Origin of the sequence: Marinovum sp. PR37 (genome assembly GCF_028807375.1) — a bacterium.
Taxonomy (GTDB): Bacteria; Pseudomonadota; Alphaproteobacteria; order Rhodobacterales; family Rhodobacteraceae; genus Marinovum; species Marinovum algicola.
Genome location: NZ_JARAML010000033.1, coordinates 14015 through 28728, shown reverse-complemented (window position 1 = coordinate 28728; position 14714 = coordinate 14015). Strand labels below are relative to the sequence as shown.

The following is a 14714-nucleotide window of genomic DNA, read 5'->3' as shown; positions in this document are numbered from 1 at the left end:
TCACGCCTTACCGACCCCTGCAGCCGACGGAGTGTGGCATCATCCGATCACGGATTTATGGCCGACGTTCTTGACCACCGTGTAGTGGTTCAGCCCTTCCGCCCCGCCTTCGCGCCCGAAACCGCTGGATTTCACGCCGCCGAATGGCGTCTCCGGCAAGGAGGTGTCAAAGGTATTCAGCGACAACTGCCCCGCCTCGACCTCACGCACCATCTGGTCGATATTCGCCGCCGAATTGGTGAACCCGTAGGCCGCCAGGCCAAAGGGCAGCCGGTTGGCCTTGGCGATGCCATCGTCGAGCGAGGACATCGTATTGAGGATCGCGATCGGGCCGAAGGGCTCATCCTGCATGATCCGCGCGCTGTCGGGCACATTGGCCAGCACCGTCGGTTCGAAGTAGAACCCGGTGTTGCCTCTGCGCTTGCCGCCCAGCAGCAGCTCGGCTCCCTGATCGACCGCGTCCGTCACCAGCGCCGACATCGCTGTCACGCGCCGCTCATGCACCAGCGGCCCCATCTCCGTCGCGGGGTCGAGGCCGTTGCCGACGACGACGGATCTCGCCTTGGTCAGGAAGGCTTCGGTAAATGCTTCGACCTGACCCTCCGACACGTAGAACCGCGTCGGCGAGGTGCAGACCTGGCCGGAATTGCGGTACTTGCGCGCCGCGCCCAGCGTCGCCACCTGCGCCGGGTCGACGTCATCGCAGACGATCACCGGCGCGTGGCCGCCCAGCTCCATCAACACCGGTTTCATGTGATCCGCCGCCATCTTGTTGAGGTGATGGCCGATGGCGGTCGAGCCGGTGAAGGTCACCAGCCGGATCCTGTCCTGCGGGATCAGGTAGGAGGAGATCTGGTCCGGCACGCCGTAGACCAGGTTGAGCACACCGTCGGGCAGCCCCGCTTCCCGGAACACCCGGGTCACGTGAAAGGCGCCCGAAGGCGTGTCTTCCGGCGCCTTGAGGATCAGCGCGCAACCGGCGGCCAGCGCCGAGGCGATCTTGCGCATGGCGGTGCTGACCGGGAAGTTCCAGGTCGAAAACGCCGCGACCGGGCCGATTGGCTGGCGAAAGACGGTGTTGCGATAGCCGGCGGGGCCCTCGATGACCCGGCCATACATCCGCAGCGATTCCGCCGCGTCCCATTCGAGGATCTTGCCGCAGCGCATCACCTCGGCGCGGCTGTCGCCCAGCGGCTTGCCCATGTCGAGCGTGTTGCAATACGCGATCTCGTCGGCGCGCTCGCGGATGATCGCGGCGGCGCGCATCAGGATGGCGGCGCGTTCGCCGGCGGGCGTACGACTCCAGACCTTGAAGCCGCGCTCGGCCGCGTTGAGCGCATCGTCGAGGTCCGAGGTGTTGGCAACCGGCGTCCCGCCGATCACCGAGCCATCGAAAGGGTTAAGCACCGGCTCGGTCTCTGACGTCGCGCGCCATGCGCCGTTGATGAAGAGTTTGAGCTCTGGATAATCTGGCATGTCTGGCCTGCTTTCACGCTTGGATCTGCGGTTGAGAATGACGTCCCCGGCAAGCCAGCGGCCCCATGACCGCCGCTCTGCCGGGCCGCCATTCGGCGATATCTCCTCGCGTCCCTCAGGGGACGCAGGACGGTGTGTCACGCCTGCTCGAACAGGTGCAGGCTCGCGCGCGCGGCGGCGCGCAGCTCGGCTTCCATCTGCGCCACAAGCTCTGCCAGCGGCGCCCGGCGATCCGTCATGCCAAGGCTCTGACCGGCCGAGAGCACGCCCCTGCTGCTGTCGCCGGTCTCATAGGCGCGGCGGCTGTGCTGGCCGCTGACCAGCGGCATCAGCTGCTGGATCGTGACTTCGGGCGTCTCGGTCTCGACCCGCGCCAGTTCGGCCATTGTCTCGTTGGCGAGGCCGCGCACGGTGTTGCGCAGGCTCTGCATGCCGAGCGCCGTGTCCGTCTCCAGCGCTGCGACCAGCCGGTCTTTGTAGTCGCCATGCGCCCAGATCTCGTCGGCCACCAGGAACCGCGTGCCGACGACCGCCCCCGCCCCGCCCATGGCAAGGATGCCGGCCAGCTGCGCCCCGGTGCCGATCCCGCCGCCGATCAGCCACGGGATCGAGAGCCGTCCCGGCGCCAGCCCGGCGATCACAAGACTGCCGATCATCTCGGTGCCGGGATGGCCACCGCATTCGGCGCCAACGATGCTGACCGCGTCGACGCCAATGGCCTCGGCCTTGCAGGCATGGCGCAGACTGGCGCTCTTGTGCAGCACCTTGATGCCGGCGGCGCGGGTAATGTTGAGATAGGGCTCCGGGCTGCGGCCAGAGGTCTCGATGAAGCGCACGCCCTCCTCGGCCACCAGTTCGAATACCGCACGAGTCCGGTCCTCGGCGATCAGCTTGGGCAGCATCGAGATGTTCACCCCGAAGGGTCGCGCACCACAAAGCGCCCGGCAGCGTCGAATTTCGGCTCGCAGCGCCTCCGGTTCAGGAAAACTGGCCGCGGTGAGAAAGCCGATGATCCCGGCATGGGCCGCCGCCGCAACATAGGTGGCATCAGACAGCCACATCAGCCCGCCGGCCACGATCGGCAACCGGGTGCCGAAGAGCCGTGTGATGGCGGTGTCAAATCCGGGGTCCTCTTGCGCTGCCGGGGGGGCCGGAGCCGGAAAGACCGCCGCGCGCTTGTCGTGAAAGGCGCGAATGCCCTCGGCGGCCTCGGCCCCACCCAGCGCGCGGGCCATGGCGCGGCGCTCGCGGTAGAGATTGGTGTTGAAGGCCGGCTTGTCAGGTGCGTCGATCAGTTCGAGGATCGTTGCCTGTGCCGACCGCGCGCCATCGGCGAGGCGTGTGGTCAGCGCCAAGGCCTCGTCCAGAGCTTCGCCGCTGGCGCAGAGCCGGTTGACCACTCCCAATTCGGCCAGCCGAGGCGCCGGGATACGGTCACCCAGCAGCGCAATCTCCTTGGCCAGTTGCGGTGGTAGCACCTGAGCGAGATACCCGCTCGCGCCGCCATCGGTTACCAGACCGGCCCGAACATAGGCCATCGAGATGAAACTGTCCTCGGCGGCGACGATCATGTCGGCGGCAAAGATCAGCGAGGCGCCGACGCCAGCAGCCCCGCCTTCGACCGCGGCAATCACCGGTTTCGACAGGTCGCGCAGCTGGCGGATCATCTCGTGCAGGCTCTCGATGATCGCCTCGCGCTCGGGCAAAGACAGCGCCGCCCGCCCCGCCAGCGCCGAGAGATCGCCGCCCGCGCTGAAGAACCCGCCCGCTCCGGTGAGTATGACATTGGCGGTGGCCGGATCACCCTCCGCCTCGGCCAACTGCGCCATGATCTGCGGATAGAGCCCCGCAACCAGCGCATTGCGCTTGCTGGGCGTGTCCAGCGTCAGGATGCGGGTAGCGCCGCGGGTCTCGCTCAGGATGCGGCCGATGGGAGCGGCGTCAGGCATCGACGACCTCTCTTTCAACCAGCGCCTCATCGGCCTCGGTCAGCTCACCCGCCCGCCGCATCGCGATCAGCCGGAGCGCTTGGTCATACCGATCGCCCAGTTGATGGTCGATCATCACCAGCCGCTTGGCGTAATGCGCGCCGGGATATTCCCAGGTCAAGCCGATGCCGCCGTGCAGCTGGATCGCGTCTTCGCTGATCTTCGGAGCGATCCGACCGATCAGGTTCTTGGCCATGGCGACGCAGCGCGCCTGTTCTGCGGTGCCATGGCTGGCCACCGCGCGGATTACGATCGACCGCGCCTGCTCCAGTTCCATCACCATGTCTGACGCCCGGTGCCGCAGCGCCTGAAAGGCGGCCACCGGTTTGCCGAACTGGCGGCGCTGTTTCATGTAATCGACGGTCATTTCGACCAACCGATCCATCGCCCCCACTGCCTCGGCACAGAGCGCGATACGACCGAGGTCCAGCGCGCCTTCGACCGTGGGACCGGCGTCGTCGCACAGGCAGACCGCCGGGGTGGCCTGCAGGATCAGGTCGGCGATACCGGCGCCGTCGACCATGCCCGCCTCGATCATCTTGGGATCTTTGATGAGAAAGAGGCCAAGACCCTTCGCAGTCCTGGCGGTGACCAACAGCAACCGCACGCCCGGCGCTCCGTAGATTGCGCATTTGCGCCCGGTCAGCCGCCATTGGTCGCCCGCCACTTCAGCGCGCGTCTCGGTCACTGACAGATCGCAGGTCAGCCCGGGCTCGGCAAAGGCAAGCGCCGAGCGCGCCTCTCCGGCGATGATCTGCCGGACCAGATCGTCCTGCCCGAACCGCGCCAAGAGCGGCAGCGACAGAAGCGCGCCGAGCAACGGCTCGGGACATAACCCGCGCCCGACCTCCTCGAACACCACGGCGATATCGCCGGCGGTGCCGCCAAAGCCGCCCTGGGCCACCGGCAGAAACGCCCCCAGCACCCCAAGCTCAGCCAGGGTCTGCCAGTCGCCCGGCGCGTGATACGGCGCAACATACGCCGCCGCATTGCGCCGCTCCAGCCCCGCGTCTTGCGCTAACAGGCGGCGCAGCATGTCGGCGAGCATCCGGCGGTCTTCACTCAGGTCAAATTGCATGGCTCACTCCCGAAACAGCTCTTTGGCGACGATGTTGCGCTGGATTTCGTTCGAGCCGCCGTAGATCGACAGCTTGCGGTGGTTGAAATAGACCGGCGCGGCGCGGGCGGCCTCGACCGGGACGGCCAGATCCGCGTCCGACAGGTCATCGGCGTTGGGCGCGGCCATTGGCCCCAGCGCCGCGCGGTAGAGCGATTGCAGCTCCTGCCTGATCTGCGTGCCCTTGATCTTGAGAAGCGAACTTCGGTAGTCGCCGGCGCCCCCCACGGCGGCCTTGGCCAGAAGGCGCAGGTTGGTGACGCGCATCGCCTCAAGATCGGCCTCGAGCTCCACGGCGCGCTGCGCCATCAGCGGATTGTCCAGCACGCTCTGGCCGTCGCGCTGGATGGTCGCGGCCAGGCGATAGAACCGCTCGAGATCCTTGGTCGAAAACCCGACACCGGCGATATTCGTCCGCTCGTGCGACAGCAGGTATTTCGCGATGGTCCAGCCTTCGTTCTCGGCCCCGACGAGATTGCCTGTCGGCACGCGCACGTCGGTCAGGAAGACCTCGTTGACCTCTCGGCCACCGTCGATCAGCCGGATCGGGCGCATCTTGACACCCGGCGTTTTCAGGTCGATCAGAAGGAAGCTGATACCCGCCTGCGGCTTGCCCTTGGTCGCGGTGCGCACGAGGCAGAAAATCCAGTCGGCGTGCTGGCCCAGGGTGGTCCAGGTCTTCTGACCGTTGACCACGTAATGATCGCCGTCCCGCACGGCGCGGGTCTTTAGGCTAGCGAGGTCCGATCCCGCGCCGGGCTCGGAATAGCCCTGGCACCACCAGTCGCTGCCGTCGAGGATGCGCGGCAGATAATGCGCCTTCTGCGCCTCGGTGCCGAATTCGATCAGCACCGGCCCCAGCATCACCAGCCCGAAGCTGACCAGCCGCGGCGCCGAAGCCAAGGCGCATTCCTCGCTGAAGATATGCCGCTCGGTCACCGCCCAGCCGGTGCCGCCATGCGCCTCGGGCCAGGTCGCGGCGAGCCAGCCGCGGCGGTTCAAAATGGCATGCCAGCGCTCGTAATCCTGCTTGGCGAGGCTCCGGCCCTGCGCCACCTTGTCAGAGATGTCGCGCGGCAATTCGGATGCGAGGAAGTCGCGAACCTCCTGGCGAAAGGCAATCTCGGCCTCGGAATAGCGCAAATCCATCGGCTCAGCCCTCGTTCAGTGCGGCGAAGGTCTCGCCCATGGCCGCCATTTGCCGCAGGCGGTCCGGCACCTGCCAGAAGTGGCGGTCCTCCTGAGCATAGGACTCGATCCGGCGCAGCAACTCGGGCGCGCCGATGCGGTCGGCCAGGTTCATCGGCCCGCCCAAGTGGCGCGGAAACCCGTAGCCAAAGAGCTTGACCGCATCGATGTCGATCGGCCGCGGCGCGATGCCTTCGTCGAGTACGCGGATCGACTCGGAAATCATCGCGGTCATGCAGCGGTCGATGATCTGCTGATCAGTGAAGGCCCGGGGCGTAATGCCCTCTCCGGCGCGTTCCTCAGTGAGGATCTGCGCAGCCTCGGGGTTCACGCCGGTGCGTTTGCCCGCCTCGTAGAGGTAATACCCGCGCCCGGTCTTGCGCCCAAGCCAGCCGGCCTCGGCGATCCGGTCGGCGACCCGGGAATAGCGTTCCTGCAGCGGACGGGTTGCGGCCTTGCGGCGGCGGGTGAAGAGCCCGATGTCGAGCCCGGCGAGGTCAGAGACCGCAAAAGGCCCCATGGCAAAACCGAAGCCTTCGAGCGCGCGGTCGACCTGATCGAAACCGGCACCGTCAAGCACCAGATAGTCGGTCGCCTTACGAAATCCCGCCAGGATCCGGTTGCCGATAAAGCCGTCACAGACGCCGGACCGCACCGGCACCTTGCGCATCCTCCGCGCCAAGGCAAAGGCGGTCGAGACCAGTTCGGGCGCGGTTCGGTCGCCGACGACCACCTCAATCAGGCGCATCACATGCGCAGGCGAAAAGAAATGCAGGCCGATGACCGCCTCGGGCCGGTCGGTAGCACCAGCAATTTCGTTGATGTCGAGATAAGACGTATTGGTGGCGAGTATCGTGTCGCGGCCACAGATGCGGCCGAGCTTGCCGAAAATCTCGGTCTTGACCGCCATGTCCTCGAAGACCGTCTCGATAACGAGGTCCATCGCCGCCAGGCTCTCCAACTCGGTGGAGGTCGTGAGCGCCGCCGTGGCCGCCACGTGGGCAGTGGCATCGAGCTTGTCACGCGTGAGGGCTCCGTCGAGATTGCGCAGGATATTGGCGCGCGCGGTGGCGGCGCGGCTCTCTTTGGTTTCGATCAGACGCACCGAGAGACCGGCAATCAGAAACGCCGTGGCGATGCCCACGCCCATGGTGCCGCCGCCGATCACGCCAACCGTGGCGATCTCCCGGGCCGGCAGCGTGGCTTCGGGAATCTTCGCCGTGGCGCGTTCGGCGCGGAAGGCATGCACAAAGCCCTGTCGGTCCGGGCCATCCCGCAGCTTGAGAAACCCGGCGCGCTCCTGCGTCATGCCCTCGGCGACATCGACTTCGCTCGCCAGGTAGATCGCCTCGAGCGCCGCGAGGGGCGCAGCGAGGACCGGCTGGCGGGAGAGCAGCTTCTGACGGGCGGCTTCGATGGCCTTGGGGTCCGGGACCGCTTCGAGACTGTCGGTCCTGCGTGGTGAAAGCTGACCTTCCAACACCGCTTGCGCGGCGGTGAGACCGGACTCGCGCGGGCTGCCGTTGGCGAGATGGTCCACCAGGCCCAGTGCCAGCGCTTCTTCTGCCACGACCTCGCGGCCCGAGCAGATCATGTCGACGGCGGCGGCGGTTCCGATCACCCGGGGCAAACGCTGGGTGCCGCCAGCGCCGGGGATCAGGCCCAGCTTGACCTCTGGCAGCGACAGCCGCAGCCCCGGCAGCCCGATGCGCAACTGCGCGGCCAGCGCTAGTTCCAGCCCGCCGCCGAAGGCAACACCGTGCAACACGGCAATCACAGGCTTCAGGCTTTCGGCAACTTTGGCCAACGCGTCTGGCAGTGTCGGCGGCGGAACGGACTTGCCGAACTCGGCCAGATCAGCCCCGGCGGAAAACACCCGGCCTGCGCCCATCAGCGCGATGACCTTGACCCGAGGGTCGGCATTGAGGCGGGTGACCTCGGCCACCAGCCCCTGCCGCACCGCCGCGCCCAGCGCGTTGACCGGCGGATGCGAGAGGCAGATCAGCCCTGTCTCACCAACGACCTCGCTCTGCACGACGGCGGGGCGGTCTTCTGTCACAAGCGCGCTCATTCGCAGCGCTCGATGACCATGGCGATGCCCTGCCCGACGCCGATGCACATAGACAGGCAGGCATAGCGCCCGCCGCTGCGTTCCAGCTGGCGGATGGCCGACAGCAGGATGCGCGTGCCCGAGGCGCCTAGCGGATGGCCCACGGCAATCGCGCCGCCGTTGGGGTTCAGACGGCTGTCCTCGGGCGAGAGGTTCAACGCCTGGCAACAGGCCAGCGCCTGGCTGGCAAAGGCTTCGTTGATCTCGATCAGGTCCATGTCGTCAAGGCTCAGCCCGGCGCGGGCAAGCGCCTTGGGCACCGCATACGCCGGACCGATGCCCATGATGCGCGGTGGCACGCCAGCCACGGCGCCCGACAGGATGCGCGCGCGTGGCTTGGGCCCGAGGTCACCGGCACCGATCATCAGCGCCCCGGCCCCGTCATTGACGCCAGAGGCATTGGCGGCAGTGACGACACCGCCAGGAAACAGGCTGCGCAACCGCGCCAGCCGCGTCGGATCGGCGGCCTCGGGGCGGGGATGTTCGTCGGTCGAGACCTCGGTCACCGCGCCTTTGCGGCCCTCGATCCGGATCGGCAGGATCTCGTCGGCAAAGAAGTCCTCGGCTCGGGCGACTTCGTACTTGCGCTGGCTATCGGCGGCAAAGGCATCACAGGCCTCGCGGGAAATGCCGAAATCGGCGGCCAGGTTGTCTGCGGTCTGCGGCATGCTGAAATCGCCGAAAGCCTCGGCGAATTTCGGGTTGGGAAAGCGGGTGCCAATGGTGCTGTCATACATCCGCGGCACGCGTTCCCAGGCCGAGGCCGACTTGGCCACGACAAAAGGCGCGCGGGTCATGCTTTCGACCCCGCCGGCGACATAAAGCGCGCCTTCGCCGGTCGTGACCGCCCGCGCCACATGCAGGGCCGAGGCCATGCCGGAACCGCAGAGGATGTTCACGGTCTGCGCGCCGACTTCGATCGGCAGGCCGGCCAGAAGCGCGGCAAATCGGGCGACGTTGCGGCTGTCTTCGCCGGACTGGCAGACGTTGCCGAGGACGACCTCTTCGATCTGATCGCTCGACAACTCGGACCGCGCGACCAGCGCCGCGATGACCTGGGCGGCCAGATCGTCGGGGCGGATGCCCGACAGGGCTCCGGCGTGGCGGCCGAATGGGCTGCGCAGCCCGTCGTATACATATGCGTCAAGCATCACTTACCTCTTGTTCGCCGCGCGTCGGCGGATCGTTTGCGGCAGCGCCCATGGCTGCATCGGGCCTGCTGTGGTTGGGGCCGCGCGGGCCGTCATTCCCCGACCGGCGCACGACATCAGGCGCTCTCACGCGATGAGAGGGCGGGTCCGGTCCTGGCAAGGCTGGGGGAGTTGGAGGTACGGCCGCAGCCGAAGCTGCAGCCGTCCTCAGGGGTCTCGGTGGTCTCAGTTCATCGCGTAGGTGGCGGGGTCGACCTTGGAGAAGATCTCGTCCCAGTAGATTTGCGCCAGGGCTTCCTGATCGCCACCGATATCGGCGGTCAGGCCCTTCCACTTTTCCACCAGCCGGCTGAATTCTGCGATCTTCTCGCCGACGTTGATCAGCCCGTAGCCGCTGGTGAACTGCTCTTCGATGACCTTCAGGTCTTCCATCACGAAGGCATCGGACATGGCCCGTACCTCGGCGCTGGGTTCGAGCACGGTGATGCCCTTTTCAGGCGCCGCCGTCAGGTCACGTTCGCTGTCCATGTAGTAGCGCCAGGTCAGGTCCGCCGCCGAGCGGGCCGAGCCCATCAGTGCGGCCTTGCGCTCATCGTCGGTCAGCTCCTTCCAGACGTCGACGTTGAAGTTGTTGGTGGCCACGCCGGCAAAGTTGCCGCCGGGGATGCCCAGGGTCACCGACTTGGTGACGTCGAAAAGCGAGTAATTGGTCAGCTCCGTGGCCGAGGCCATGGTGCAGTCGATCACGCCCTGCGACATCGCCTCATACTGGTCGTTGCCGGGCAGCGACACGGCGATGCCGCCGAAATGCTCTGCCCAGCGAGAGAAGTTGTCGGAGCCGGAGCGGAACTTCTTGCCCTTGATGTCGGCCACCGACTGCACCGGCGCGGTGCAGAGCATCATGTAGGTCGAGCCGATGCCACTGCCGAGGTAGACCTGTTTCTGCGCCTTGAACTCGGCCAGGCATTCCGGGCAGTTGAGCACGTATTCCGACATCGCACCGGCAATCGCGGCCCCGGGGCTCGCCACCTGAACGCCGGCGGTCGACAGCATCCCGAGGTTGGCCGCGAGGTTCATTTCGGAGTATTCGGCGGGATAATAGGGTGTCAGGACAAAGCCGATGTCGGCCAGACCGTCGCGCAGGCCCGGCGGGGTTTCCTTGAGGTTCAGCAGCGACAGGGGATAGATCTTGATGTCGATGTCGGTGTGTTCGGCCATGTAATCGGCGAAGCCCTGCATCGTCAGGGTGATCGAGTTTTTCGGCCCGACGCCGACCGCCAGGGTCAGGGATTTCGCCCCGACTTCCTGCGCCGACAGACCCGCTGTCGCCACCCCAAGTGCCAGGACCAAGTTACGAAGTACCATCGTTTTCCTCCCAAAAGTGATGCCGCTTGACAGGGAGTATAGGTAAATGTTTGCTTATGTAACATGAAATATAGGGGCCATTTACTGGCCAAGAAGTAATACTATGATCAACCATCGCCTGAAGTTGAGACACCTGCGCGGTTTCATGGCCGTCTTCCGCTCCGGTGGCATCAGCGCCGCGGCAGAAGTGCTGTCGCTGAGCCAGCCAGCGGTGACCAAGACCTTGAAAGAACTGGAAACTATCCTCGGCACCAAGCTGATCGAGCGCGGCCGCGGCGGCGTCAAGCTGACCATCCAGGGCGAGGTTTTCATGCCCCGCGCGGCGGCCTGCCTGATGGAATTGGACCGCGCGGTCGACACGGTTATGGCGGCGCATTCCCAGCTCGAGTGGCACGTCCATATCGGCGCCATGCCGTCGAGCGAAACTGGCCTGCTGCCAGCCGCGGTCAACCAGGTCCAACGCGAGGTCGACACCGCGGTTATTCAGATCTCGACCGGGCCGCTGAAATACCTCGTTGACCGGTTGCAGGAGGATGTCATCGACTTGGTGGTCGGGCACATGCCTGCGCTGGACCAGATGGTCGGGCTGACCTTCGAGCATCTCTATGTCGAGCCCTTCACCTTTGTCGTGCGCGCCGGCCATCCGCTGGCCGACGCCAGCCCCTGCGACAGCTCCCTGCTCAAGCGCTACGAGATGATCCTGCCGGAAAACAGCCCGAGCGATAACGCCCATGTGGCGCGGCTGATCGCCTCGATCGGGCTGGTCGATGACATTCCCGACCGGGTGGTTGCCATGGCCCCGGCATTCATCCGAGCGCTTCTGCTGGAGTCCAATGCGATCAGCGTGGTGCCCGCCGGGGTCTTTGCGCGAGAGATTGCCATGGGTGACCTCAAGGCGCTGGCCATCGACACTTCGCACAGCGTCAGCCCGGTGGGCATCCTGCGCAAGGAGGATGTCGAATTCAAACCGGCCATCGAGTTGATGATCCGGGCGATTCAGACCGCGTCGCGCAACCGTTCGAACGCCGACCGGTGGGACCCGCCCGTGCCCGAGGCAGACTTGTCCGCGCTGATCTAGCGCGGCCTGTCAGGTCAAGCGACGGCGCAGCCACCGTCAACGGCGATCTCTGCCCCGGTCATGAAGGAAGCCTCGTCGGAGGCCAGAAAGACCACCACGTTGGCGATCTCCGACGGATCGCCGAAGCGCGCCATCGGGATGCGCGCGAGCCGGCCTCCGCGGGCGCCGGGCGCCTCGACAGCGGCGCGGGCCATCTCGGTCTCGACCATGCCGGGATGGACCGAATTGCAGCGGATGTCAGGCGCGCCGGCCAACGCCACCGATTTGGTCAAGAGCCGCACCGCCCCCTTCGAGGCCGCGTAATGCGCCGAGCGGCTGCCGGTGATCCCGGCCATGGACGAGACGTTGACGATGGCGCCGCCACCGCGCGCGCGCATCGCCGCCATCACCGCCCGGGTGCCGAGGAACGGCCCCTTGGCATTCACGGCCATCATCTGGTCCCAGTCGTCTTCGCCGATCTCTTCCAGCGGCAGGTTCTGGTAGATCCCCGCGTTGTTGACCAGCACGTCGATGCCGCCGTGCTGCGCGGTGATCTGGGCGACAACGACGCCCCAGGCCTCTGCCTCAGCTACGTCGAGCGCCATGGCAGAGGCACGGCCCGGTCCCGTTGCGGTCAGTTCGGCGGCAAGGGCCTCTGCCGGCCCGGTGTCGATATCGCCGATGACGACCACCGCGCCCTCTGCCACGAAACGACGGGTGATGGCCGCGCCGATGCCGGTGCCGCCTCCGGTGACCAGCACCACCTTGTCGTGCAAGTTCATCTGTGGCCCCCTGCCCTAACCGACATTGACACCGGCCGCGCCATCCACCCGAAGCGAAATGCCGCTGACAAAGCCGGACTCGTCGGATGCCAGATAAAGCGCGGCATAGGCAACATCCCAGCCCGTGCCCATCTTGTTGCGCAGCGGCACCCGCTTGTTGCGCGCGGCCTCGATCTCTTCGCGGCTCTGGCCCCACATCCGCGCGCGGGTGTCGACGGCCATCGGCGTGTCCATCAGCCCCGGCAGCACCGCATTGGCGCGCACGCCATAGGCCGCATTGGTGATCGCCAGCTGTTCGGTAAAGGCGACCATCCCGGCCTTGCTGGCCTTGTAGGCGACCATCGGGTTCTTCTCGATTGCCGCCAGCGACGAGATATTGATGATCGAGCCGCCACCCTGCGCCCGCATCACCGGAACGACGTGCTTGCAGGCCATGATGTTGCCGCGCAGGTTCACCGCCATCACCCGGTCAAAGGCTTCTTCGGTGATGTCCGGCAGCTTGGCGTCACCGCCGGCAAGGCTGATGCCGACGTTGTAATCGAGGATGTCGATCCGCCCGTAGGTGTCGCGGCACTGCTCGACCATCTGCGCCAGCTCCTGTTCGGAGGTGACATCGGCCCGCACCGCCACCGCTTCGCCCCCTTCGGCACGCACCGCAGCGGCGGTCTCTTCGGCCCTGGCCAAGTCCTGGTCAACGCACACCACCTTGGCGCCTTCACAGGCAAAGAGCAGACAAGTGGCGCGGCCATTGCCGACGGTTGTCCCCGGCGACTGGCCGGCGCCGATGACAATGGCGATCTTGTTCTCGAGCCTCATGTGGTCTGTTCCTCTGCCGTCACGGGGTTTTGCGGCGGTGGCGCCACCGGGCGGGGCGCTCCGGTCATCTTGAAGCCGCGATAGCCTGCGGCCACCACCTCGTTGCACTTCTCAAGATAGGCCGGGAGCCCGCCGATATAGGGCATGAAGACCGAGGGTTTGCCCGGGATATTGCCGCCGTTGTACCAGCTCTTGACCTTGGAGCGGAGGCTGCCCTGGGCGACCTCGTTGACATGCGCCACCCAGGACGCCTCAGCCTCGGGCGTGGCTTCCATCGTGGTCTTGCCGGCCTTGCGCAGCGCGGCGATGGCGTCGGTCAGCCATTCGACCGACAGCTCTATCGACGGCAGCATGTTGGTCAGCACACTGGGGCTGCCGGGCCCGGTGACCATGAACATGTTGGGAAAGCCCGAGACCGTCATGCCGAGGAACGTGCGCGGCCCGGCATCCCAGTGATCCTTGAGCTTCAGCCCGTCGCGGCCGCGAATGTCGATCCGCAGGTAGCTGCCGGTGATCGCGTCGAAGCCGGTCGCATAGACGATGCTGTCGAACCGGTGCTCGGTGCCGCCGCGCAGGATGCCGCGCGGGGTGATCCGCTCGATGGGTTTGCTGCCGACGTCCATCAGGCTGACATGCGGCAGGTTGAAGATCTGGAAGAAACCGTTGTCAACGCAGAGCCGTTTGCCGCCGATGATGTTCCTGGGGCAGAGCAGTTCGGCGGTCTCGGGGTCCTTGACGATCGAACGGATCTTGGCCTTGACGAACTCGGCCGCGATGACATTGGCGCGCTCATCATAGAGCATGTCGGAAAAGCCGCCGAGGAAGGTCAGCCCGCCCTTCTTCCAGCGTTGCTCCAGCTCGGCTTCGACCTCTTCGCGCGGGGTGTCGACGGCCCGGACTTCGCCGAAGTCGTCAAGCAGCCCGCCGTAAAGCGTCTTGGCCTCGGCGCGCAGTTCGGGGTAATTTTTCCTTACATAGGCGACGTATTCCGGATCCTGCGGCCGGTTCTGTGCCGGGATGGAGTAATTGGCGGTGCGCTGACAGACCGTCAGGCTCTTGGCCTGCTTGGCGATCTCCGGGCTTGATTGCATCGCGGTCGAGCCGGTGCCGATCACTGCCACATCCTGGCCGGTGAAATTCACCGGCTCATGCGGCCATTGCGCGGTGAAATAGGTGTTGCCTTCGAAATCCTCGAGACCGGGAATGTCGGGCTTGTTGAAGGACGACAGGCAGCCGACCGCCAGCACGAAATAGCGCGCCCGCGTCACCTTGCCGTCATCGGTGGTGACATCCCAGGCCTGTGTCGCATCGTCGTAATGCGCCGCCTGGACTCGGGTGTCGAACTGGATGTCGCGGCGCAGATCGAAACGGTCGGCCACGTGGCGGGCATAGCGCAGGATTTCCGGCTGCGGCGAATAGCGTTCGGGCCAGTCCCATTCCTGCTGCAGCTCTTCGTCGAACTGATAGGAATACTGCATGCTTTCCACGTCGACCCGCGCACCGGGGTAGCGGTTCCAGTACCAGGTTCCGCCGACGTCGGAACCGGCCTCGAAGGCCCGGGCCTTCAGGCCCATCTTGCTAAACCGGTGCAGCAGGTACATGCCCCCGAACCCGGCACCGACAACGACTACGTCGAGATCTTGGCTATTCATCTCCGGCTCTCC

At 66.1% G+C, this 14714-nt stretch carries 11 protein-coding genes; 1 reads left to right on the top strand and 10 read right to left on the bottom strand.

What is annotated here, in order from left to right:
• Positions 1–39 precede the first annotated feature (39 nt).
• The 7 genes from PVW49_RS20950 to PVW49_RS20920 all read right to left on the bottom strand — a co-directional run bounded on the left by PVW49_RS20950 (position 40) and on the right by PVW49_RS20920 (position 10395).
• Positions 40–1476 (bottom strand): NAD-dependent succinate-semialdehyde dehydrogenase, encoded by a 1437-nt coding sequence (locus PVW49_RS20950; RefSeq protein ID WP_274591492.1) that lies wholly within the window; start codon positions 1474–1476, stop codon positions 40–42.
• Positions 1477–1613: 137 nt separating this feature from the next.
• Positions 1614–3425: an enoyl-CoA hydratase-related protein gene (locus PVW49_RS20945; protein WP_274591491.1), complete on the bottom strand. Its 1812-nt coding sequence runs from the start codon at positions 3423–3425 to the stop codon at positions 1614–1616.
• A complete protein-coding gene (locus tag PVW49_RS20940; RefSeq protein WP_274591490.1) occupies positions 3418–4542 on the bottom strand; it encodes an acyl-CoA dehydrogenase family protein in 1125 nt (374 codons plus the stop codon). Before PVW49_RS20940 ends, PVW49_RS20945 begins: the two co-directional genes overlap by 8 nt.
• Before the next feature lie 3 nt (positions 4543–4545).
• The gene (locus PVW49_RS20935; protein ID WP_274591489.1) at positions 4546–5730 is read right to left on the bottom strand and encodes an acyl-CoA dehydrogenase family protein; all 1185 of its coding nucleotides are present in this window, start codon (positions 5728–5730) and stop codon (positions 4546–4548) included.
• A 4-nt stretch (positions 5731–5734) separates the two neighbouring features.
• Positions 5735–7840 (bottom strand): 3-hydroxyacyl-CoA dehydrogenase NAD-binding domain-containing protein, encoded by a 2106-nt coding sequence (locus PVW49_RS20930; RefSeq protein ID WP_274591488.1) that lies wholly within the window; start codon positions 7838–7840, stop codon positions 5735–5737.
• Positions 7837–9030 (bottom strand): acetyl-CoA C-acyltransferase, encoded by a 1194-nt coding sequence (locus PVW49_RS20925; RefSeq protein WP_274591487.1) that lies wholly within the window; start codon positions 9028–9030, stop codon positions 7837–7839. The genes PVW49_RS20930 and PVW49_RS20925 overlap by 4 nt, the downstream gene beginning before the upstream one ends.
• A 225-nt stretch (positions 9031–9255) precedes the next feature.
• Positions 9256–10395 carry a C4-dicarboxylate TRAP transporter substrate-binding protein gene (locus PVW49_RS20920; protein ID WP_274591486.1) on the bottom strand — a complete coding sequence of 380 codons (1140 nt, stop codon included), beginning with the start codon at positions 10393–10395 and terminating at the stop codon, positions 9256–9258.
• A gap of 103 nt (positions 10396–10498) precedes the next feature.
• Between PVW49_RS20920 and PVW49_RS20915 the strand changes: the two genes are divergently transcribed.
• Entirely contained in the window at positions 10499–11473 is a 975-nt protein-coding gene (locus PVW49_RS20915; protein ID WP_274591485.1) for a LysR substrate-binding domain-containing protein, read from the top strand.
• 14 nt (positions 11474–11487) lie between these two features.
• Here the strand turns inward: PVW49_RS20915 and PVW49_RS20910 are convergent, their stop codons facing one another.
• From PVW49_RS20910 to PVW49_RS20900, 3 genes are read right to left on the bottom strand one after another with little or no spacing between them, the layout of a single operon-like run.
• The gene (locus PVW49_RS20910) at positions 11488–12234 is read right to left on the bottom strand and encodes an SDR family NAD(P)-dependent oxidoreductase (RefSeq protein ID WP_274591484.1); all 747 of its coding nucleotides are present in this window, start codon (positions 12232–12234) and stop codon (positions 11488–11490) included.
• A 15-nt stretch (positions 12235–12249) separates the two neighbouring features.
• Positions 12250–13050 (bottom strand): SDR family NAD(P)-dependent oxidoreductase, encoded by an 801-nt coding sequence (locus PVW49_RS20905; protein WP_274591483.1) that lies wholly within the window; start codon positions 13048–13050, stop codon positions 12250–12252.
• On the bottom strand, positions 13047–14702 hold the full coding sequence (locus PVW49_RS20900) for a flavin-containing monooxygenase (protein ID WP_274591482.1): 1656 nt from the start codon (positions 14700–14702) through the stop codon (positions 13047–13049). Before PVW49_RS20900 ends, PVW49_RS20905 begins: the two co-directional genes overlap by 4 nt.
• Positions 14703–14714: the final 12 nt, after the last annotated feature.

Bases quoted from the DNA above. Each gene is read 5' to 3' on its own strand.
- PVW49_RS20950 (WP_274591492.1), bottom strand. From the start codon at position 1,476: ATGCCAGATTATCCAGAGCTCAAACTCTTCATCAACGGCGCATGGCGC.
- PVW49_RS20920 (WP_274591486.1), bottom strand. From the start codon at position 10,395: ATGGTACTTCGTAACTTGGTCCTGGCACTTGGGGTGGCGACAGCGGGT.
- PVW49_RS20940 (WP_274591490.1), bottom strand. From the start codon at position 4,542: ATGCAATTTGACCTGAGTGAAGACCGCCGGATGCTCGCCGACATGCTG.
- PVW49_RS20910 (WP_274591484.1), bottom strand. From the start codon at position 12,234: ATGAACTTGCACGACAAGGTGGTGCTGGTCACCGGAGGCGGCACCGGC.
- PVW49_RS20915 (WP_274591485.1), top strand. From the start codon at position 10,499: ATGATCAACCATCGCCTGAAGTTGAGACACCTGCGCGGTTTCATGGCC.
- PVW49_RS20925 (WP_274591487.1), bottom strand. From the start codon at position 9,030: ATGCTTGACGCATATGTATACGACGGGCTGCGCAGCCCATTCGGCCGC.
- PVW49_RS20930 (WP_274591488.1), bottom strand. From the start codon at position 7,840: ATGAGCGCGCTTGTGACAGAAGACCGCCCCGCCGTCGTGCAGAGCGAG.
- PVW49_RS20900 (WP_274591482.1), bottom strand. From the start codon at position 14,702: ATGAATAGCCAAGATCTCGACGTAGTCGTTGTCGGTGCCGGGTTCGGG.
- PVW49_RS20935 (WP_274591489.1), bottom strand. From the start codon at position 5,730: ATGGATTTGCGCTATTCCGAGGCCGAGATTGCCTTTCGCCAGGAGGTT.
- PVW49_RS20905 (WP_274591483.1), bottom strand. From the start codon at position 13,050: ATGAGGCTCGAGAACAAGATCGCCATTGTCATCGGCGCCGGCCAGTCG.
- PVW49_RS20945 (WP_274591491.1), bottom strand. From the start codon at position 3,425: ATGCCTGACGCCGCTCCCATCGGCCGCATCCTGAGCGAGACCCGCGGC.